Below are 22,126 nucleotides of genomic sequence, written 5' to 3' on the forward strand. Positions count from 1 at the left end.
TCAGGACTTGGGTCATGGTTCTATCATAACTTCCGCATTCCTCCCGACACTGACCCTACAGGTACAGTGCGGGGCTCCTGCGATTTCTAGCTGAAGACGCCCACGAAAGGATTCGAACCTCCGACACCTGGGACCGGAACCCAGTGCTCTAGTCCACTGAGCTACGTGGGCAATGCAACTGCATTAACCATCATATCTGCTGACTTTCAGTTCTGCCAAGGGGGCAAAGCTGCGGCGGTGCTGCGGGGTGGGCCCCAAGTTCTGCAACGCCAGTCGGTGCTCCCGCGTGCCATAGCCAACGTTGGTGCGCCAGCCGTAGCCGGGGTACTGCCGATCCCAGCTCTGCATCAAGGCATCTCGCCAGACTTTGGCCACAACTGAAGCAGCGGCAATGGAGAGGCTGATGTGATCCCCCCTGACCAGGGCCGTTTGCCGGGATCCCAGCTCGGCCAGCGGCAATCCATCCACCAAAATGTGGTCGATGGGATCTAACTCGGCCAAAGCCCGCTGCATGGCCAGCACCGTGGCCCGTCGAATGTTGAGCCGGTCGATCTCAGCAGCAGAGGCACTGCCAACGCCCACGGCCAGGGCCACCTGCCGAATCCGTTCCGCCCATTGAGCGCGTTGCTGCGGACGCAGTTGTTTGGAATCCCTCACTCCCTCCAGTTCTTTGGGATCCATCTGGGCCGGCAAAATTACCGCCGCCGCCACTACCGGCCCGGCCAGGGCTCCCCGCCCCACCTCATCCACCCCCGCCACCCGCAGGATCCCTTGCTGCCAAAGGGATCCCTCCCAGATCAAACTCGGCCTTGCCCGCTCCACCATACTCCCATGCCTGTCCCTGGGCTTGAGAGCAGCGCCTAACTGCTGCGGGAGCGCCGTCGCCTGGAGGCTGCTGGAGATTGCTGGGCAGGGCTGATCCCCAGTTCCGCGGCTGGCTCGGCCAAGCTGCTCTGCACGGCTGACGGGAACGATTCAGCAGAGGAGATTTCGGGTTCAGAAAGTTCGGGTGGAGAGAGGTTGTCCAGCGGCTCCTTCTCCTGCAAGGCATCCGGTTCGGGTGCAAACTCCTCTATCTGAGAAGTTGCCTCAGTCTCCATCCTGGGCGGACTTTCCGCCTCTAGAGTTCCCGGCAGAACCACCCTAACCGCCGTGTCTCGGCCCCAAGGCGGCGGCTGGTCAAGCAGCAACAGCGGCGACAGCCCCAACTCCGAGTAGACCCGTTGTTGTAACGGGGTCATCTCCACGGTGACGGTTTGCCGTACCGGGGCCGGACGGCCTTCTGAGGACTCCGTCCCGCTGGCGCGAACGGTGCGGGCTGGGGAAGTGTGATCTTTGCGTGAGGCGGATTCTGCCTCTTCCCCAGGGCCAGAACGGCGGGGTTCTTGACGCTTTAGGTCTGCTCCGCCCCCTGGCAGTTGCATCGGCTCTGGGGCTTCCTCTTCTCCAGGAGTATCCAGGCTCCGGGCAACGAGGCGCTGGCCAGTGCGGGGATCCCCCCAGTCTTCACGGGGACGCTTGCGTCCCGTTTCAACCCGTGGCTCTTCCTCCAGATCGTCTGAAGTCGTAAAGGGATCCGGGCTGGGGCGTCGTTGTCCGGGGGCAGAGCGCGACCGCCGCAGCAGCGCACGGCTATCGCCTCGAGACAGCCCATCGCTCCCTACTCGCAGGCGTGCCCGTTGGGGGTTGCCATCGCGGGGCAGGATCGGGCCGGCCTCTTCCTCATCCCCTCCTTCCGCCTCGGTGGGTAGCGTTACCGTCAGGCCGCTTTCTATTGTTAACAGATGCCCTGGCTCGGCCCCCGGCAAGCGGGCTAGGATCCCCAGCCCCTCACAGGTGGGGCAAGAATAGCCGAAGATCTCGTAAAGGCTTTGCCCCTGCCGTTTGCGGGTGAGCTCCACCAGCCCCAATTCCGACAGTTGGACCACCTGTGGGCGAGCTTTGTCGCTGGAGAGGGCCTTGTTAAAATGCTCCAAAACCAGCAACTGGTCGCGGCGGGAATCCATATCGATGAAGTCCACCACAATCACACCGGCAATGTTGCGCAGCCTCAATTGGCGGGCAATCTCGGTAGCCGCCTCACAGTTTGTCCACAGCACTGTCTCCCGAGAAGTGGCCGATTGGGTGAAGGAGCCCGAGTTAACATCAATTACCGTCAGGGCCTCGGTGGGCTCGATGATGATGTAGCCACCAGAGGGCAGATCCACCCGTGGCCGCAGCGCCTGCCGAATAACCGCGTTGACCCGAAAATACTCCAGAATGGGGGTGGGCTCGCGGTGGGCATCGACAACGACACCAGGGGGCATTTGGCCCTTGTTCCAGCCCTGCAGATAGCTACGGACTCGCTTCGCTCCTGCCGCAGAGTCGGTCACAATACGGTTCACATCGTCGGAGTAAACATCCCGCAGCACCCGCTGAATAAAGTCGTCATCCCGGTTGAGTAGCCCCGGCCCCCGTGCTGCCTGATACTGCTGTTGAATATCTTCCCAGAGTTTCTTCAATTGCTCCAGGTCGTCGATCATCGCTTCTTCGGACACACCTTCCGCTTCGGTGCGCACCAACAGGCCCATCTGCGGGGGTTTAATCAAAATGGCCAGCGACTTCAAACGGTTGCGTTCTTCTCGATCCTCGATGCGGCGGGACAGATGAACGCCTTTTCCGTAGGGTCGCAACACCAAATACCGCCCTGGAAAGGCCAAATCTCCGGTAAGCCTTGGCCCTTTGTTGCCGGTAGGCTCTTTCATCACCTGTACCAGCACCTTTTGCTGCGGCAAGACCAGCTCAGAAATCGAGGCATGACTTCGCTTGAGGCGCAGCGGGCCCAGGTCGCTGACGTGGATAAACCCATTGCGCTCTGCAGGGCCGATGTTGACGAAAGCGGCATCGATGCTGGGCAGAACGTTCTCGATGATTCCGACGTAAACGTCTCCCACTTGGTGAGCGCCGCTGGCGACGATCAGCTCCTGCACTTGATCTTCGGCGAAGACGGCTGCCACTCGATGTTGCTCGGCAATGACAATCTGCCTGGGCATTAACTTCCCTCCCCGCCCCAAGGGCACGCGGTTACGGGTTGAACCCTCATTCTGGCGAGGTGTTGTCCTTTTGCCGGGATCCGCTTAAGTTTCTTTGACCAGGATTGACTCATCATGGGGCTGTCCATTACCCTCAGCTCTGCTTTGACGCTTGGCTTTGTTTCCTCTCCAATGGGTGAGGTGAGTTTAAGTGCATGTGAACTACCCAATGCTGGCCTTGGTGGGTACAGCAGGGGGCTTCTGCTGTGGGGATAAAAGCTCATCGGATGAGATGAATGGATGGGGTGAGGTTTGCATGGAGATTATTGAATAGGCTCAGAAAGCAAGACGGCTCCGCCTCGGGAGATCGAACGCTGGCCCATTGCAGAACCCCAGTTGTGCGGCCCAGCCTGTTCGCGAAAGCGTCGCGTAGCGATAGTCCACAACAAGACAGGGTTTGCGCGCGGAAAGAAGCACCTTCTCAGGGTAAGATTGAGATCTGGGCTAGGTCGAAGGGGCACACCTTTTTGTTGCACCTATCGACTCGACCCCATCACGCCTGTTACCTGCCCTGGGTACTGAGTTAAGAGTGTCTCCATTCCAAAATCCGGCCCAGCTTTTGCCTGCTGCTCACCCCGCCCTTGGTCAAGTTGATGCTTGGCGAGCCCCACAGCGGCAGGAGCCAGCAATAGCAGCATTATAGCGCTTGTGGGATCCCTCAGCCCAGACAGACCCTTAGCCCTTGGGTTGCTCCCAGAGGAAGTGCTCAATCTGGATTGGCTAGGGGGTTCTCCCACAACAGGCGCAGCCGCTTTGCCGTCTGTAGTGTCCAGCGGGGCAACCCCAATGACTCGGCCATTTGAACCAGATGGGTGGGCCGCAGGTAGGCACCGTCGTTGCGGCAACTGCCCCGGTAAAGGAGGCAAGCGCTGCCCTCGGGGGTCAGGCCCTGAAACTCTAGGTAGTAAAGCAGGGCGCGGGCATTGAAGGGAGAGGACTTGCCAGACTTGGAGGTTTTTTCAATCCAGATTTCCTGCGCGTCTAGAATCTGGGTAACCCAGGCGGGCCAAGAGGACTCCGTCCCGCTGCCGTGAACGGCTTTGGGCAACTCGCAGCTCACCGTGAGCTGATATTCGGCGGCGTAAACGGCTTCGGTGGCCGAGGGATCCCGCAGGCCAATTTCTTGGACAGCTTGAATGGGGATCTCCGGGGGCAGCTGTTCGCTCAGAAGGGCGCGCAGTTTCTCAGGCGTCAGAGGACCTTCAGGCCGATCCAGCAGCTCCAGATCCAGGATTTCGCCATAGCCTTCCTGGCCGATGGGCAGAGCGTTGGCGTTGGCCAGGCGGGGCATGGGGTGGTAGCCGCCGCTGAAGGCCAGAGGTAACCCCGCTCGCCGACAGGCCCGTTCCCACAGGCGCATGAGATCCAGGTGGCCCAGCCAGCGCAGATCCCCGGTTTTGCCGTAGGTGATGCGGAAACGCTGGGCAGGTGGCTCCGGCTCCAGGGGATCCGGGGTGGGGGTGGGTTGGCTCTGCAGGGGCGGGACGGGCGGAGGGGGAATGACGATGTTGTGGCCGAAGCCGGGGCCGCAGATGCCGCAGGCGGAGCAGCCCTCGAAGGAGCAGTCTTCCACGGTGAGGGCTTCCAGGGCGCGGCGGTAGTCTTTTTGCAGCCATTTTTTGTCGATGCCGGTATCGATGTGATCCCAGGGCAAGGGATCCTCCAGGCCCAATTCCCGGATGGGGAGACGGGCGCAGAGGGCGACCGGATCGGCGGCAGGATCCACCTCTTCGCCGCAGTAGGCCCTCACCCAGGCAGCGTAGGCGGCGTCGATGTTTTCCCACCAGGCGTCCATGCCGGCCCCAGCCCGCCAGGCCCGCTCGATCATCTGTCCCAGGGAGCGATCCCCTTTGCCGATGAAGTCTTCCAGGATGCTGAAGCGGATGTCGGTGAAGTGGGCCTTGACTCCCCGTAGCCGGCGCAGCTCCTTCTGCAGCAGGGCCTGCTTCCGCTGCACGTCGGCGTAGTCCACCCGGTGCCACTGGAAGGGGGTGTGGGGCTTGGGGGTGAAGTTGGAGAGGGTGAGGGTAAACTCCACCCGCTTGCGACCCAGGGCTGCACATTCTCGCTGCAGCATCTCGACGGTGCGGGCGATCCCCAGGACATCGGCGTCGGTCTCGCCGGGCAGGCCAATCATGAAATAGAGCTTGATTTTGTCCCAGCCCTCTTGGACGGCGGTGCGAATGCCGCGAATCAAGTCGGCATCGGTGAGGCCCTTGTTGATGATGTCCCGCAGCCTTTGGGTGCCAGCTTCGGGGGCAAAGGTGAGGCCGGAGCGGCGGGAGCCTCTCATGATGGCGGCAATTTGCTCATCAAAGCGATCCACCCGCTGGCTGGGCAGGGAAAGGGCGACGTGCTCCCCGAGCAGACGGTTGTGCAGCTCCGCTCCCACCGCCGGCAGGGAAAGGTAGTCGGAGCAACTGAGAGAAGAGAGGGAAAATTCGTTGTAGCCGGTCTTGCGCAAGCCCTGCACCACAGCCTCCACCACTGCTTCCGGATCCACATCCCGCGCTGGGCGGGTAAGCATTCCCGGCTGGCAAAATCGGCAGCCCCGTGTGCAGCCCCGCCGCACTTCCATCACCAGGCGGTCGTGGACGGTTTCCACCAAAGGCACCAGGCCGACGGAGTATTGGGGTTGAGGCAGGGCCACCCGACGGCGGATGCGCTCCGGCACCCCAGGCACAATGGGTCGAGGCGGGATCCCCTCGTAAAACTGGGGCACGTACACCCCCGGCACCTGGGCCAGCTCCAGCAAGACCTCTCGGCGGGGCTTGGACAGGGATCCGGCCAGCACTTGGCCAATTTCCGGCAGCACCTCTTCCCCATCTCCGAAGACGAAGAAATCGAAAAAGTCGGCAAAGGGCTCCGGGTTGGAGGTGGCGGTTGGCCCGCCGGCAAAGATCAGAGGGCACTCTTCCGGGGTAAAGGGCTGCCGCTCCCACCACTTGAGCGGGATCCCGGCCAGATCCAGCATCTCCAGGATGTTGGTGCCCCCCAGCTCGTAAGCCAGGCTGAAGCCAATGATATGGAAAGCGCGCAGAGGACGGCGGGATTCCACGGCAAAGAGGGGGATCCCCAACTGCCGCAGGCGGGCCGCCAGATCCGGGCCTGGCAAGTAGGTGCGGTCACACAGTTGATCCGGCTGGGCGTTGAGGATGTTGTAGAGGATGAGGTGGCCTAGGTTGGAAGCTCCCACCTCGTACAACTCTGGATAGCTCAGCACCCAACGCACCCGTGCCGAATCCCAAGGACGGTGGACGGCGCCAAACTCTTTGCCCAAGTAGCGGGCTGGCCGCTGAATCTCAGGGGTAAGCAGGCGATCCAGATCGATGGGACTCAGATGCGGTTCAGTTGCAGCCAGAGAGAGCATGGGGATCCGCCGAGACGTTAATACAGCCACTGATCTGACTCTAGCCGAACTTTTCCAGCAACCCAAACGAAGGGAGAAGCACTTTGCCCCTCTGAGCCCCTAGGTTACAGCCATATCCATTTTGAATGAGCCCGAGGAATGCTCCTCAACCCCTATTCTCGCAGCCAACGGGTGGTGCCATCTTTTTGATCGATGAGGGTGATGCCGAAGGCTTTCAACTGATCCCGAATGCGATCGGCTTCGGCAAAGTTTTTGGCCTTGCGGGCTGCCGAGCGCTGCGCGATCAGCTCCTCGATTTTTTTAAAGTTAAGTTCCCCATTTGTAGCTGCTTCTTTGGATCCCTCGAATTCAGAGAATGAGGGCCAACAGAATCCCAAAGTAGCCAAAATCTCCAGCAGAGCGGCGCTTTTTTGCCTCAGGGCCTGAGGCTCTAGGTGGGTTTGGCCTTGATGGGTGAGCAGGTTGTGTTCGCGGGTGAGTTCTTTGGCCAATTCAAAGGCGATAGCCAGCGCTTCAGGGGTGCCAAAATCATCGTCCATAGCAGCTTGAAAGGCTTGCATGGCCTCAGCATCAGGGGATCCCTTTTCTCCTTTGCAGAATTGCTGGGCACAGTGGATCCCTTTCTGGAGGGTTTCCCAGCCACGGCTAGCCGCCTGCATGGCTGCCTCGGTGAGATCTATGGGGCTACGGTAGTGGGTCTGCAACAGAAACAGCCGCAAGGCCATGGGGTGATAGACGGCGAGGGCCTGTCGCAGGGTGGTGAAGTTGCCCAAAGATTTGGACATTTTCTCGCCGTTGATGTTGAGAAAACCGTTGTGCATCCAGTACTTGGCCATCGGCTTGCCGGTGATTGGCTCCGATTGGGCCAGCTCATTTTCGTGGTGGGGGAAAATCAAATCTGCCCCGCCGGCGTGAATGTCGATGTGATCTCCCAGGGTCTCCCGCACCATGGCGGAACATTCGATGTGCCAGCCCGGTCGCCCCCAACCCCAAGGGGAGGCAAACCCCGGCTCAGAAGGGGGGGCCGCTTTCCAAAGGGCAAAGTCGAAGGGATCCTGTTTGTCGGCTCCTTCTTCTCCTACCCGGCCACTGGCTCCCGCCTCCATCTCCTCCAGTTTTCGACCGGATAGCTGGCCGTAATCCGGGAACTTGCGGACAGAGTAGTAAACAGAGTACTGAACAGAGGCGGTGGTCTCTGGCTGGTGTCCCGCTTGCAAGAGGGAAGACGGGTCGGTCTGGTGTCGAATCGGATCCCGTACCCGGTAGGCAAAGCCTTTGAGTTCCAGAGATTGGATCAACTGGAACATGGCTTGCAGCGATTGCGTTGCCCTCGGGTAGAGATCGGCCCGCTTGATGTTCAGGCGATCCATGTCCTGGAAATATTCGGCGATGAAGCGCTCCGCCACCGCTTGCATGGATTCGCCACGTTCCAACGCCCGCTTGAGGATCTTGTCGTCCACATCGGTAAAATTCTGCACATACTTCACTCGGTAGCCGCGCCACTCCAAGTAGCGACGCACCGTGTCCCAAACCACGTAGGTACGCGCATGGCCGAGGTGGCAGAGGTCGTAAACCGTTACACCACAGACATACATCCGCACCAGGGGCTTCTCCTCCGCAACTGGAGCTGCAGATCCCTGGGAATTGCCGACGGAAACGGATTGAGATCCACCTGCTGCCAGCGGCTGAAACACTTCCTTGCGGCGAGTCAATGTGTTATAGACAACCAAATCCATGGGTATCCCTAGTTTGTAGTTTCAGCTACAGCAAAACAGGCTTTGTCTTCCAAAAAAAGACGATGGCGCACTTTGTCTTGAATCGGATGAGGCTCGACAAAATCTCAACGAGCCAAGGGCTGGAACCATTGTGAGGCAAGCATTGTGGCTGAAATTACCTGCCAAGACTTGTCTAGATTTGTTAACTACGGTACTCTAACCTGAGTGCGAGCCAGCCTGTTCATTAGCGAGCTCCACCCCGGCTTGAGTCACCCCTGGGGTGCTCGGTGCCAAGGGGCTTATGCCCCTCATTTTGACATCTTCTTCTCTTGCACTCTAGTGTCAGCCTGTTGGTGTGAGGATGCCTTTAAAACCCACTTTCCCCAATCCCCAAAACGGGGAGCTGGATTTCCGCGGTGCTGCCGTGAGCACCCTTTCCCCCCCACCCCCAAAGGGCTCGGCAGGGATCCCTTCAGAACAGTCCTGGACTTCTGCGGATTCATCTGCCGAGGAAGCCTATCTTCTGGAGTGGGCTCCAGCCCCTCTCTCTGGGCGGTCGAAGCCAAGATGGGTTGGTTTGGCCCTCTCTCTCAGCTTAACGGGCCTGGTATGGCTTCTGAAGCTGGAGGCGGATCCCTGCGCAGAAGCTGGGGAAGAGCAGCTGCCGGCCACCCCCAGGTGCCCAACCGAGCCTGAGACAGCCCATCCAGAGCCGGGGGATTCTGCTCCTGCGCGTCGGGGATATCCGGCTTGGGCCACTGGTCTTTTGCTGATGCTGGGCTTGGCCGGAGTCGCTACCCTACAGCAGCGACAGTTGAATCGCCCCCTGTCTCCGGCGGTAGAGCCGATCCCACCCTCTGTGCATACGCTATCTGGCGCTCTGCAGCAAAACTACGAGCGGAAAAAGGAGCAGCTGCGCCAAGCCTTCGCAGAAGGGCGAATCCCGACAGGAGAAGGGCCCAGAGGCATTCTGGAGCATGAAATTCAGCCGGGGGAAACCCTCTGGCAACTGACCCAGATGTATCAGCTCGACGCGGCTGCCATCACCGTCTCCAATGGTATTCAGGCCAGTACTGAGCTGAAGCCGGGGCAAGTTCTCCTCATCCCCAGCCAGCCGGGATTGATCTACACCGTCAAGCAGGGAGACACACTGGAGGACATTGCCAACCGCTACCGAGTTCCCCAGCAGCGGATTATCGAAGCGACTCCTCTGGATCGCCCGGAATATCTGCGCATTGGCCAACGCCTGCTCATCCCCGGCGATGTGGGCGAGTTGATCCAGCGTCAGAAGGAGATGATCGCTGCCCAGAAAGCTCGCGAAGAGGAAGAGCGCCGCCAGCAAGAGGAGGAAGCCCAACGCCAAGCCGAAGCCCAAGCTCGATTACAGGCGGAGCAGCAACGCCGGGCCCAGCAAATGGAACAAGAACGGCAGGCCCTCTTGGCCGGTGGATCCCTGACCCACACAGTTGGAGCCGGTGACACCATCGAACGGATCGCCGCCCGCTATGGGGTAACTCAGCGATCCATTATTCAAGCCAACAACTTGCGCAATCCCCACTGGCTGCGCATTGGCCAACGCCTTACGATTCCGGCGCCGGGTACGCAGCCCACCCCAGCTCCTGCCCGACGAGCTCAGAGCCAGCCACAAGCTCGGCCAGCGCCGCCAGCGCCCCCTCCAGCTCCTCCTCAGGCCCGCAGCAGTGGGTTTATCTGGCCGGTCTCCGGGCAAATCACCTCTGGCTTTGGCTACCGTCGCGGTCGCCTTCATGCAGGGGTAGATATTCCTGGCCCCGTGGGATCCCCCATTGTAGCCGTTCAGGAGGGAGTGGTGATCTTCGCGGGGAATGGCGGGGATGGCTACGGCAATCGGGTGGATATCCGCCATCCCAACGGAATTGTTACTCGCTATGCCCACGGCCATCAGATTTACGTTTCCACAGGCCAGTACGTGCAGCAGGGGCAGACAATCATGAGCCGCGGCAGCACTGGCTGGAGCACAGGGCCGCATCTGCACTTTGAAGTCCGCCCCGGCGGGGGCGCGCCTGTGGATCCCCGGCCCTATCTGCCCTGATCCTGTCCCAAAGCGAGACTACACAGAACAGCCAGCCTGGCCATAAATTGCTAGCCTAAAAACAGCAAACTCCAGACCGTAGGAACACGCCGATGCAGTGGGTGAACGCGCTCTCCCAGCTCCCTTCCCTAGAAGCGGCTCTGCGGCAGGTGGTGGAGGAAGCCAAGGCCAAGCTTCAGGCGGCCCAGCTGAAAAGTGCCTTGAGTCGGCAGGTGCAGACGGTGGGATCCGGCAGCTTGCCGGGGCTGCTGACAGGGTATGTTCCCTCTCAGCCTCTGCGGCCCAACCTGGGGGTTTTGTTTGTGTCGGCGGCCTTTGCCAGCGAATACATCCGGGTGTTGCCATTGCTGTCGGGGCTGCTGGAGGTGGACGTTTTGATCGGCTGCTCCGGGGGTGGCATTGTGGGTGGCGGGCATGAAATTGAGGATGGCCCGGCTCTCTCCTTGTCTTTGGCGGTCATGCCGGAGGTGGTGCTGCATCCTTTTCATCTGCGGGGGAACCAATTGCCAGACTTGGATGCGGCTCCTTCTGCCTGGGTCGATTGTGTTGGGGTTTCGCCGCAGAGCAAGCCTCATTTTCTGCTCTTGGCCGATGGATTTTCCTCTGGCATCTCAGAGTTGCTGCAGGGGTTGGATTTCGCCTATCCGGGATCCGTCAAAGTGGGGGGATTGGCCAGTGGGGGCCGCGGCCCTCGGGGCAATGCTCTGTTTTTGCTGGATGCGCGTACCTCCACACCTCGGCGGGAGCTGTATCGAGAGGGCACAGTGGGGCTAGCGCTCTACGGCAATGTGGTGCTGGATGCAGTGGTGGCCCAGGGGTGTCGCCCCATTGGGGATCCCTTGCGGGTGACGGAAGCAGAGGGGAATGTGATTCTTGGCTTGGAGGGTCGCCCTCCTCTAGCGGTTTTGCAGGACTTGGCAGAGCGGCTCAGTCCCGTGGATCAGCGATTGGCCCGCCACTCTCTCTTCATCGGCCTGCTGATGGATGAGTTCAAGTCGGAGCCGACGCCGGGAGATTTCCTCATTCGCGTAATCTTGGGCGTTGATCCGCGCGTGGGGGCGCTGGCCATCGGGGATCAGGTGCGCCCTGGCCAGACGGTGCAATTTCATCTGCGGGATGCCCAGACTTCGGCAGAAGATCTGCGTTGGGCCCTCAGCCGCTATTGTGCCGAGCGCAACTTGAGGCAAAGCCCCTCTCAACCGAGGCCGGAGCCTTGTGGGGCGTTGATGTTCTCCTGTTTGGGGCGAGGCAAGGGCCTGTACGGCACTCCCGATTTTGACTCGCAACGGTTTCGGGAATTGCTTGGAGAGCTGCCCTTGGGGGGGTTCTTTTGCAATGGTGAGATCGGCCCCGTTGGGGGATCCACCTTTTTACACGGCTACACTTCCTGCTTCGGGATCTTCCGGCCCGCCCACTAGAGGGGGGATCCCTTGCCCTAAGAGCCGGCAAAATTAGATAAACTGAGGATCTGCTGTCAACAGCTTGGTCAAGGATTTCTCATGCAGCTTCATCTTAGCGAGCCGCCACTCACTCAAGGGGAATGTGCCCTGGTCTATTGCTTTGCCGCTTCCGGCGGGAATGGCCGCTTTCCTCTGCCCCCTGAGATCGCCTCTTGGGATGAAAAGGCGTGGTCAGGGCTGGTGGCGGAAACCGTTCAGGAGCAGGGGTTTCAGGGGAAGCCGAATAGCAGTGTTGCCCTGCGCCTGACAGGAGAGATCCGCAAACTGGTGTTGGTGGGGCTAGGGGATCCCGCGGCCCTAACGCTAGAAGCCCTACGACGGGCCACAGCCAACGGCCTGCGCCAGGCTCACAGCTTAAAAGCCAAGCAGGTGATGCTGTCTTTGCCGGAGACGGGGTTGGATCGGGTGCGTGGGGTTCAGGCGGTGGCCGAAGCCTGCCTACTGGTGGCGCACCGGGACAATCGGTTTAAATCTTCAGCCAAAGGGGAAGAGGAAAACAGCTTTTCTGTGCAGGAAGTAACTCTCTTGGTGCCGGGGTTGGCCCAGGCTCGCCCCGATTACGAAGTCGCGCTGCAGCGGGCCATTGAGATGGCGGCAGGAACCATCTTGGCTCGGGAATTGGTGGCTGCCCCCGCCAACATTGTGACTCCTCTTGCCCTGGCCGATACCGCCCGCCAACTGGCCCAGGAATATGGTCTAGAGGTGGAGATTCTGGGACAGGAAGAATGCGAAGCTCTGGGGATGGGGGCTTTTTTGGGTGTGGCCAAAGCCTCTGATCTGCCGCCCCAGTTCATTCACCTCACCTACAAGCCGCCACAAGGGGATCCCGTTACCAAATTGGCCCTGGTGGGCAAGGGGCTGACCTTCGATTCCGGTGGGTTGAACATCAAAACCGACTCCCGCAGCATCGCCATGATGAAAACCGACATGGGGGGAGCAGCGGCAGTTTTGGGAGCTGCACGGGCCCTAGCCGCCCTCAAGCCGCAAGTGGAGCTGCACTTCATCGTTGCTGCCACGGAAAACATGATCAGCGGCCATGCCATCCACCCAGGGGATATCCTCACCGCTTCTAACCAGAAGACCATTGAGGTCAACAACACCGATGCAGAAGGCCGCCTCACCTTGGCAGATGCCCTGGTGTTTGCGGAAAAGCTGGGCGTTGATGCCATCCTCGATCTGGCTACCCTGACCGGTGCTTGTGTGATTGCTCTGGGGGAAGAAATTGCCGGCTTGTTCACCCCAGATGAGACGCTGGCCCAGGAGCTACAGCAGGCTGCCAATCTTTCCGGCGAAAAAATCTGGCGCCTGCCGCTGGAAGAAGGCTACTTCGAGGGTCTCAGCTCCATTGTGGCCGACATGAAAAACACCGGCCCCCGCTCAGGGGGATCCATCACCGCTGCCCTGTTCCTGAAGCAGTTTGTGGAGAAAACCCCTTGGGCCCACCTGGATATAGCAGGCCCCGTTTGGACAGAGAAGGATGCAGGCTACAACAACAAAGGGGCCACCGGTTATGGGGTGCGCACCCTGGTGGAGTGGGTCTTGGCGCGGCAAGCCGCAGCAGCTTGCTCATAACCCCGCCTTTCTGGACGTTGGGCCTTGAAAAAGCATCTACTGAGGGAGGAGCCAAGGGCTGCTTGGCTGGAGCTGTCCGATCCCTAAAATAGGCTTAAAAAAGAGTCTAGGTATTGAGTAGCACTTTGCAAGGCTTCCCCTCTGAGAATAGGATCCCTGCATTAAAGTAGCCGGCACAAGGCCCCCTGCGCGGGATCCTCCCATGAAAGACCTTTACCGCGAGCTGGAATTACAGCCCAATGCAACTTTAGAAGAAATTAAATCTCTATCGGAATAAAACAAGAGGAAGCTAAAATTGATCATACCTTTGCCACCAAAAGTGACACTATACTGGGTGCCCTCTCGCTTTTAGTCCTGAGCTTGTTCATTGGTGCCTTAAGTAGCTCAATCGGGCTTGTGCTCTTTCTAATCTCAGTTATTAGTCTTTTTATGGCCATTTTTGATAAAGGATATAGCAAGTCGCAAGTTGAGAGCGCTAAGAAGCTACAGGAAGAGGCAAAATCAGTAATAGCCCAGATAGAGAAAGATAGGAACTCGAAGCTTTCCCAGCTTGAGCTTCACTGTAGAAGTAGGATCGATCATTTTAAAGCTGTCCCTATCGAATCTATATCCCCATTTTATAAGTGGGCTGAGTGGGGAGGATCAGCTATTTTTGCTAACTGCAATGAAGGAAAAGGCAGATGCTAAAAGCCTAGAAGAAAACTTGAAGATAGCGGCTGGAGTTGCTGTGGGTATTGGCATACTAGCCGCCTTATTTGGGCTGGGAGGTGGATTTCACCCATTCTGAATCTCAAGAAGAGGCAAAACACTGCTTCATCTCCTGCAGCACCTGGGCATCTTGAGAGGCCGTTCTCGCGCCCGCTTGAGCAGCCCAGCACTTAAGACTCTCGATTTGGTCGCGGGCAATCGAGGCCAAAGGCACGGTTTCGCGGATGGCCTGCAGGATATCCTCTTGGGTAAAGTCCCGCCGAGTGCTGCTGCCACTGCCCCCAAAGGCGTTGTACATGGCATCTACGATGGCTTGCTCGATCTCGGCCCCGCTGAAGTCCTGAGCTGTGGCTGCCAAGGCTTCCAGGTCGAACTCCCGCAGGCGGCTGGGGCGCAACCGCTGCAAATGCACCCGGAAGATCTCTTTGCGCTCAGCGTGGGTGGGCAGGTTCAAGAAGAAAATCTCGTCAAAGCGGCCCTTGCGCAACAGCTCTGGCGGCAGCAGCGGCACGTTGTTGGCAGTGGCCACAATGAAAACGGGGCTGGTCTTCTCCTGCATCCAGGTAATCAGGCTGCCAAACACCCGGCGGCTGGTACCAGAATCTCCATCGGCACTGCTGGTGATGTTGCCAAAGGCTTTGTCGATCTCGTCGATCCAAAGCACGCAGGGGGCCATCGCCTCCGCCAGTTGGATCATCTGCCGCACCCGGCTTTCCGACTCGCCAACGATGCCGGCAAACAGCCGCCCAGCATCCAACCTCAGCAGGGGCAACCGCCACTCATTGGCGATGGTCTTGGCGGAGAGGGATTTGCCGGTGCCCTGGATCCCGACCAGCAGCACGCCTTTGGGGTTGGGCAGGCCATAGCGACGCGCCTCTTCGGTAAAGGCTTCTTGCCGCACTCGCACCCAGGCCTTGAGGTTATCCAGGCCCCCCACGCTTTTGAGGGTCTCGCGGGCGGTGAAAAACTCCAGGATGCCGGTTTGGCGGATGGCCTGCTTTTTCTCCTCCAGCACCAGGTCGATATCGGCTTCGTTGACCTCCTGCTTGGCGGCCAAAGCGCGGGCCAAAACGCGGCGGATACGTTCTCGGCTCAGCCCTTGACAGGCTTTGACCAGTTGCTCGCGGGCCAGAGGGGTGAGCTTGAGTTTATCTGGGGCCACGTAGAGCTGGATGAGGCGGCTGATCTCTTCGCTATTGGGCAAGGGAATATCGACGACGGTGACCTCCTCTGCCAGGTCGCTGGGCACTTCCAGGGTGTGGCTGAGCAGGATCAGCATCTTGCGGGTGCGCTTGAGCTCGCGGCTGAGGTTTTTCAGCTCCCGGATGATGGGAGCGTTTTTGTCGCTGCTGGCGTTGCGCAACACAAAGTGCAGATCCCGCAGCACAAACAGGGTGTCCTCGTTGGGGGCAGAGCGCCACACCCGCCCCAGAGCTGCCATGATGGAGCCCCGATCCTCGCCTGTATCTTGCCAGCCCCGCACCAAGTCCCAGAACAACAATTGCCGCGGTGGGTCTGTCCGTCTGGCTACTTGGGTTAGCACGGCATCGGCAGGCTCTTCTTCTGGAGAGACCAAGTAAACCAGGGGGTAGCGGGCCCGGATCATCAAATCCAGCTCTGTCACCAGCCCTGCTTGCAGCTCCGCCGGGATCTCGACCAGGGCAGGATCCCTGCTGTCTGGATTTGTTTTTCTTGCGGCTTCTGTCATCGCCTCTGGAGTTTAGAACATCCTTACTTCATCTTCCTCTCACTTGTTCAGAAACCATTTGGATTGGAACAGCCAATAAGCAGCAAAATGCTCACGGTTGAGCTTCACGGTTGATCTTTAGGATAGGGCAGGGATCCCTTGCAGTTCGGCCAGCATGGTGCGGGCTGTCTGGGTGGGATCGGCAGCTTCCATCAAAGCCCGCACCACAGCTACACGGGTGGCCCCAGCTCGACGCACCTCGGGCAGGTTGTGGGGATCGATGCCGCCGATGGCAAACCAGGGCAGGTGGGCTTTCTCGGCAGCCAGGCGCACGTACTCCAGGCCGGCAGGGGGTTTCTCCGCTTTGGTGGGGGTGGGGTAAACGGGGCCGACGCCAATGTAGTCCACGTCGCTGTTCAGGGCTTGGGCCAGCTCTTCGGCGTTGGTGGTGGACAGGCCAATGAGCCGCTGGGATCCCAGGAGGTGCCGAGCTTGGGCGACCGGCAGATCCGTCTGGCCCAGGTGAACCCCATCAGCCTGGCTGACCAGAGCCAAGTCCACCCGGTCGTTGACGATCATCAGCGCCTGGTAGCGGTCGCACAGCTGCCGCAGCTGTTTGAGATCCCGCAGCATCTCGCCGTCGGGGAGGTTTTTGCGGCGATATTGCACCAGGGTCACCCCACCCCGCAGGGATTTTTCCACCACCTCTAGCCAGTGGGGCACAGGGCTGGTCACCAAATAAAGATGGGCTGCCAGGAGACGCTGCCGCAGGGATCCGCCCAGCAGTTCACTTTCCAAGACGTAGAGCCGATAGCGCATGTCTTTGGCCAGCTTGGCCAGGCCAGGGGCCACCCAGTGGTGGGATTCGGCCAACTTGCCGTATTCTTCTAACACCCGCAGGGCTTCTTGCACACGGCTGCAATTGGCTTGCAAGAGATGGCGGAGATCCCGCCGTTGCTCCTCTTGGGGGTGGGAGATCTGGGTGCCTGGATCGGCGGGGGTATCGCGGGCCAAACGCAGGGGATCGCTGTGCCAGCGGGCTAGGGCTTGGCGCATGGCCTTGCATTCGGCAGAGAGCTCTCCCTCTTCCAGGCCGAAACGAAACCATTCTTCCAATACCCGTAGTCCTTCACGAGCTCGATCGAGGTTGGCATCCAGAATACGGGCGACGGCCTGGGGTTTCATGTTCCCTATACGTGGGAAGAGAGTTGCTTAATTTTTACCAAAAAAATGCGCCTAAAGCCCCGTCCTACCCTTAGCCGGAAGCAAGTCAGTAGGGTGGAGAGTAGTCAATTCACTGTAAATCACTGTAAATCGGAATGGTTTCCCTGAGGCTGTCCTTGGCCCTGAGGAGAAAGAGGGTGATGCCATAAGGCGTTAAGAAAGGCTTGCTGCGGCGTGTGTCCCCAGGCGAAGGCCCGTGGGCCGGCCCCTTCCGGCAAGTAGGCCCAAGCATAGCGCTCGCAGGCGGGAAAATAGCGGATCTCCCACCAAGTTCCCCCTACAGGCACATCTTTCACTGCCCGCAAGAAAGGGCCGCGATGGCGGGTGAGGCGCTCTTCTATAAAGTAGGGGCCTTCCAGCTGAAGGGCTTCTACCGCTGCAATAAGCTCGGCTCGTTGTCGCTCATTTCGGATCATCTCCCGGGTTCCCCTCTTGGATTGGCTCTATTCTATGAGGAGATTTCTGGTGAGCTGGGGGATCCCTCTTGATTCAGCCCAGATTGCGCCTACGGCAAGCTGTGGAAACCCAATGGAATCCAACGAATCCACCGCAGGTGCTGTGTCTGAGCAATGGACACGGGGAAGATGAGGTGGGCAGTCGCCTTGCTGTTGCCCTAGTCCAACTGGGGATCCCGGTGCAAGCCTTGCCGATTGTGGGAGAAGGGACAGCCTACCAACGCCAAGGGATCCCCCTGCTGCCCATTGCCCAGGTGATGCCGTCGGGGGGGTTTATTTATCAGGATTGGCGGCAGTTGTGGCGGGATTTGCGGGCCGGTTTGCTGGGGCTGACGGGGCGGCAATTGGCGTTGGTTCGGCGGGCAGCAGCCCAGAGGAACCTGGTGCTGGCCGTGGGGGATATTGTGCCCTTGCTGATGGCGTGGTGGAGTGGGATCCCCTACGTCTTTGTGGGCACGGCCAAGTCGGACTATTACTGGCGAGATGAACGGGGGCCCTACCGACGCCCCTGGATCCCTTTTGGGCAGCCGGTTTCCGATTACCTGCCCTGGGAGCGCTGGCTGATGGCCCACCGACGCTGCCTGGGTTCTTTTTTGCGGGATGAGCTGACGGCTACAGCTTTGCAAAAACGGGGCCTGAGGGCCTTCTACCTGGGTAACCCGATGATGGATGGCCTGGAGCCACGCGGGGCATTGCCTTTGGATCCCCACCGGCCGGCCTTGCTGCTCTTGCCCGGATCCCGTCCGCCGGAAGCCTATCGCAACTGGGCTCTGATGATGCAGGTGGTGGAGCGGCTCCCAAAGGAGCTGCAAGTCTATGCTGCCCTCAGCCCCAACCTGGAGCGAGACCCGCTTCAGGCTCGGATCCCATCTCAGCGCAGCGATGTGCTTCTGGTTTGGGGGGACTTCGGGGCCTGTGCCCAACGAGCAACAGTGGTGCTGGCCATGGCGGGAACGGCCACCGAGCAATGTGTGGGCTTGGGAAAACCGGTGGTGACCCTGCCGGGAGAGGGACCGCAGTTTACCCCGCGCTTTGCTGAAGCGCAGACCCGTCTTTTGGGATCCGCCGTCCACCTGACCTCAGTGGAGCAGGCTCCCGCCGTGGTTGGCCGGATTCTGGAACGCCTGGCCGCCGATCCCAACTACGCGGCTGAGTTGCAGGCCCATGGACGCCGCCGCATGGGATCCCCAGGGGCCGCCCGGCGCATTGCCGCTCAACTTCGAGATTGGCTCCGGCCAGCCGGCCCGACTTTGGAACCGTTCGAGCCGGGTATATCGTGAAATAGAGAACGAGCGATTCAAAAGCCTGACTGATTTCCGTTGGATCCAGTTTTCCGTTTTATTTAGCATTTAATGATGTCAAACCTTTTGGGGTTGGAGAGCAGTTGGTGGATCCCTTGCTATGGGTGGGCGGGAACAGCTTTGGCCATTCCCTGGGCAACGGGGTGGGTCAAGCGCAGTGGCCCGCGTCCGGCAGCTTACCTCAACATCCTTCTGACTTTTGCCGCCTTTGCCCATGGCCTTTGGCTGTTGCGGCAGGTTTGGGGTCGGGATCCCCAGATCTTGAACTACCTCTGGTTTCGGGTGGCCGATTTGGATTTGACTCTGTCTTTGGAGATCTCGCCCCTGACAATGGGGGCCGTCGTCTGGATCAGCGGTTTGAGCTTGCTGGCCCAGATCTATGCGCTGGGGTATTTGGATAGGGACTGGGGCCTGGGTCGCTTTGCCGCCCTGATGGGCTTTTTCGAGGGGGGAATGACAGGGATCGCCCTCAGCGACTCGCTGTTTTTCAGCTATGCCCTGCTGGAGATGCTCACCCTTTCCACCTATTTGCTGGTGGGCTTTTGGTACGCCCAGCCTCTGGTGGTGACGGCGGCGCGGGATGCTTTTTTAACCAAGCGGGTAGGGGATCTGTTGCTGCTGATGGGGGTGGTGGCAATTTCCAACTTTTCTGGGGCCTTGACCTTTTCCGGCCTGCGGGACTGGGCGGCTACGACTAGCTTGGATCCCACCTGGGCGGCTTTGATGGGGTTGGCTTTGATTGCAGGGCCCTTGGGCAAATGCGCTCAATTTCCGCTGCACCTGTGGCTGGACGAGGCGATGGAAGCGCCCAACCCGGCTTCGATTTTGCGCAATTCGGCAGTGGTGGCCTGCGGGGCTTTTGTGCTGATTAAGCTGCAACCGCTACTGGCCCTGTCGCCGATTACGAATGGGGTCTTGGTGGCCATCGGCACGATCACAGCCCTGGGCGGATCCCTGGTGGCCTTGGCGCAAATCGATATCAAACGCACCTTCTCCTACTCCACGAGTGCCTACTTGGGGTTGGTGTTTGTGGCAGTGGGAATGCAGCAGCCGGAGCTGGCCCTGGAGTTGCTGCTCATGCACGGCTTGGCTAAGGCGCTGCTGTTTATGGGGGTGGGATCCCTCATCTACACCACCTCTACCCAAGATTTGACAGAGCTGGGGGGCCTGCGCAGCCGCATGCCGGCCACGGTGGCCGCTTTTGCCGTGGGATCCCTGGGGATGGTGGCTCTGCTGCCGCTGGGGTGCTTTTGGACGCTGACCCGCCTGGCGCTGGTCTACAGCGGGGTGCAGCCGGCCCTGGTGGGGGTGCTGCTGCTGGTGAATGGGCTGACGGCTCTCAACCTGGCGCGGGTGTTTGGCCTGGTCTTTTTGGGATCCCCTCAACCCAAAACCCGCCGGGCCCCTGAGGTGGGCTGGCTGATGGCTCTGCCCATGGGCATCCTGACGGTGCAAACCTTGCTCATGCCCTGGCTGTTGGGGCGCTGGGGGCTCTATCCCGACTGGAACCCGCAGCTGAGGTGGATGGCGGCTCTGCTGACGGCTGCTGGGCTGGTGGGGGCAGCCATTGGCGGCTGGCTGTACTGGGGGGACCAACGGAGGGTATATCTGCCCTGGCCGGAGTTGCAGGATCTGCTGGCCCACGACTTTTACACGGGGCACCTCTACCAAGCCCTGGTGGTGCAACCGGTCAGCGCCCTCTCCCGCGGATTGGAGTGGCTGGATCGCAACGGAGTGGACGGCTTGGTGAACGGGGTGAGCCTGGCCTTTTTCTTCAGCGGCGAAGCCCTCAAGTACACCCTGTCGGGGCGGATGCAACTCTATGTGCTGGTGATTGTCATCGGGATGGTGTTGGTTACAGCTTGGCTACTGCGTTCGCCCCATTTGGGGTTGGCCTATTGATGGGAGAGAGCCATGTTGAGCCTTTTGATTGGGATCCCGTTGTTGGGGAGCATCTTGATTGGGTTGATTCCCGAGCAGGCGGGGAAGGGCTTGCACCGGGCTTTGGCCTTGGGGTTTGGGTGGGTTTTGTTTGGCCTGAGCGCGGGGCTGTTGCTGATCTTTGACCCCCACCTTGGATCCCTGCAATTGGCGGAAAAGATGGCCTGGATCCCCCAGTTGGGCTTGGTTTACGAGTTGGGAGTCGATGGGATCTCTCTGCCTTTGGTGGTGATGACCGGGCTACTGGTGCTGATGGCCATTTGGGCCAGCGGCCAGGTGGAGCGGCCCCGCCTCTACTACAGCTTGGTGCTTATGCTGGCGGCAGCGGTGGCCGGAGCTTTTTTGGCTCAGAATTTGCTGCTGTTTTTCCTGTTCTATGAAGTGGAGCTGATCCCCCTGTATTTGCTCATCGCCATCTGGGGAGGGCCGCGCCGCACCTATGCCGCCACCAAGTTTTTGGTTTACACAGCTCTGTCAGGGATCCTCCTCTTGATTGGCTTTTTCGGCCTCAGTTGGCTGAGCGATGCCCACAGCTTTACCTACACCGTCCTGCAGGCCCACCCTTTACCTCGGCTGTCGCAGATCCTTTTGCTCATTCCCATTCTGCTGGGCCTGGCCATCAAGATCCCCTTGGTGCCCTTCCACACCTGGTTGCCGGATGCCCATGTGGAGGCTTCCACCCCCATTTCCGTGTTGCTGGCGGGTTTGCTTTTGAAGTTGGGCACCTACGGCCTGGTGCGCTTTGGCCTGCAGCTCTTGCCGGATGCCTGGGATCAAGCCGGGCCTTGGCTGGCCGGTTGGGCGGTGGTTAACGTGCTCTATGGATCCCTGAACGCCTTGGTGCAGCAGGATATGAAAAAGCTGGTGGCCTACAGCTCCATTGCCCACATGGGCTACATCCTCTTGGCTGTAGCAGCAGCCACTCCCCTCTCCCTGGTGGGATCCATCTTTCAGATGGTCAGCCATGGCCTCATCTCCTCGCTGCTGTTTCTTCTGGTGGGAGCCGTCTATGCCAACACCGGCACACGGGATCTCAAGCTGCTGCGGGGATTGCTCAACCCGGAGCGGGGCTTACCGCTTATTGGCAGCTTGATGGTGCTAGGGGTGATGGCCAGTAGCGGCACACCGGGCATGGTGGGCTTTATAGCTGAGTTCACCCTCTTTCGGGGCAGCTTTGCCGTCTTTCCCCTGCAAACGCTCCTGTGCATGGTGGGGACGGGATTGACGGCGGCCTATTTTCTGCTGATGGTGAACCGTGTCTTTTTTGGGCGCCTCTCGCAAGTGGCCATAGCCATGCAACGCCACGCCACTGAAGAGCGCCTGCCTGCTGTTGTTTTGGCAACGCTGGTGGTGTTACTGGGCCTGCAGCCTAGCTGGGCAACCCGCTGGGTGGAGTCCACCACCTTGGCCTTGGCCAAGGCTAACCTAGCTGGTGTTGCAGGACTGGTCACTGCCTTTCAGCTAGAAATCGCAGGAGCCCCGTACTGTACCCGTAGGGTCAGTGTCGGGAGGAATGCGGAAGTTATGATAGAACCATGACCCAAGTCCTGA

General features: G+C 59.8%; 13 protein-coding genes and 1 tRNA gene. 6 read left to right on the top strand and 8 right to left on the bottom strand.

Annotation, left to right across the window (positions count from 1 at the left end):
• Positions 1-97 precede the first annotated feature (97 nt).
• The 5 genes from ACVW0C_RS12665 to cysS form a co-directional block, all read right to left on the bottom strand.
• A tRNA-Arg gene (locus ACVW0C_RS12665) sits at positions 98-171 on the bottom strand.
• A 12-nt stretch (positions 172-183) separates the two neighbouring features.
• Positions 184-825, bottom strand: coding sequence for a ribonuclease HII (locus tag ACVW0C_RS12670; RefSeq protein ID WP_457385728.1), 642 nt, complete (start codon positions 823-825; stop codon positions 184-186).
• Positions 826-860: 35 nt separating this feature from the next.
• The gene (locus ACVW0C_RS12675) at positions 861-3,032 is read right to left on the bottom strand and encodes an Rne/Rng family ribonuclease (RefSeq protein WP_457385730.1); all 2,172 of its coding nucleotides are present in this window, start codon (positions 3,030-3,032) and stop codon (positions 861-863) included.
• 745 nt (positions 3,033-3,777) lie between these two features.
• The gene (locus tag ACVW0C_RS12680) at positions 3,778-6,441 is read right to left on the bottom strand and encodes a TIGR03960 family B12-binding radical SAM protein (RefSeq protein WP_457385742.1); all 2,664 of its coding nucleotides are present in this window, start codon (positions 6,439-6,441) and stop codon (positions 3,778-3,780) included.
• Positions 6,442-6,593: 152 nt separating this feature from the next.
• Positions 6,594-8,177, bottom strand: a complete 1,584-nt coding sequence (cysS, locus tag ACVW0C_RS12685) for a cysteine--tRNA ligase (RefSeq protein ID WP_457385732.1) — start codon at positions 8,175-8,177, stop codon at positions 6,594-6,596.
• A 340-nt stretch (positions 8,178-8,517) separates the two neighbouring features.
• Here cysS and ACVW0C_RS12690 point away from each other — a divergent pair, with 340 nt between their 5' ends.
• The 3 genes from ACVW0C_RS12690 to ACVW0C_RS12700 all read left to right on the top strand — a co-directional run bounded on the left by ACVW0C_RS12690 (position 8,518) and on the right by ACVW0C_RS12700 (position 13,259).
• Complete coding sequence (locus tag ACVW0C_RS12690; protein WP_457385734.1) at positions 8,518-10,227, top strand: LysM peptidoglycan-binding domain-containing protein; 1,710 nt, start codon at positions 8,518-8,520, stop codon at positions 10,225-10,227.
• A gap of 92 nt (positions 10,228-10,319) precedes the next feature.
• Positions 10,320-11,645 (top strand): FIST signal transduction protein, encoded by a 1,326-nt coding sequence (locus tag ACVW0C_RS12695; RefSeq protein ID WP_457385735.1) that lies wholly within the window; start codon positions 10,320-10,322, stop codon positions 11,643-11,645.
• Positions 11,646-11,726: 81 nt separating this feature from the next.
• Positions 11,727-13,259, top strand: coding sequence for a leucyl aminopeptidase (locus tag ACVW0C_RS12700; RefSeq protein WP_414356823.1), 1,533 nt, complete (start codon positions 11,727-11,729; stop codon positions 13,257-13,259).
• Positions 13,260-14,049: 790 nt separating this feature from the next.
• Here the strand turns inward: ACVW0C_RS12700 and ACVW0C_RS12705 are convergent.
• The 3 genes from ACVW0C_RS12705 to ACVW0C_RS12715 all read right to left on the bottom strand — a co-directional run bounded on the left by ACVW0C_RS12705 (position 14,050) and on the right by ACVW0C_RS12715 (position 17,294).
• Positions 14,050-15,573, bottom strand: coding sequence for an AAA family ATPase (locus ACVW0C_RS12705; protein ID WP_414380874.1), 1,524 nt, complete (start codon positions 15,571-15,573; stop codon positions 14,050-14,052).
• Positions 15,574-15,792: 219 nt separating this feature from the next.
• Entirely contained in the window at positions 15,793-16,839 is a 1,047-nt protein-coding gene (locus tag ACVW0C_RS12710) for a thiamine phosphate synthase (protein ID WP_414350712.1), read from the bottom strand.
• Between the two features lie 119 nt (positions 16,840-16,958).
• Complete coding sequence (locus ACVW0C_RS12715) at positions 16,959-17,294, bottom strand: hypothetical protein (RefSeq protein WP_457385737.1); 336 nt, start codon at positions 17,292-17,294, stop codon at positions 16,959-16,961.
• Between the two features lie 101 nt (positions 17,295-17,395).
• Between ACVW0C_RS12715 and ACVW0C_RS12720 the strand changes: the two genes are divergently transcribed.
• The 3 genes from ACVW0C_RS12720 (at position 17,396) to ACVW0C_RS12730 (ending at position 22,114) form a co-directional block, all read left to right on the top strand.
• On the top strand, positions 17,396-18,613 hold the full coding sequence (locus tag ACVW0C_RS12720) for a lipid-A-disaccharide synthase-related protein (protein ID WP_457385744.1): 1,218 nt from the start codon (positions 17,396-17,398) through the stop codon (positions 18,611-18,613).
• A gap of 75 nt (positions 18,614-18,688) precedes the next feature.
• Positions 18,689-20,536 (top strand): NAD(P)H-quinone oxidoreductase subunit F, encoded by a 1,848-nt coding sequence (locus tag ACVW0C_RS12725; RefSeq protein WP_457385738.1) that lies wholly within the window; start codon positions 18,689-18,691, stop codon positions 20,534-20,536.
• Positions 20,537-20,548: 12 nt separating this feature from the next.
• Positions 20,549-22,114 (top strand): NADH-quinone oxidoreductase subunit M, encoded by a 1,566-nt coding sequence (locus ACVW0C_RS12730; protein ID WP_457385740.1) that lies wholly within the window; start codon positions 20,549-20,551, stop codon positions 22,112-22,114.
• Positions 22,115-22,126 lie beyond the last annotated feature (12 nt).

The organism is Thermostichus sp. OS-CIW-26 (genome assembly GCF_054058395.1).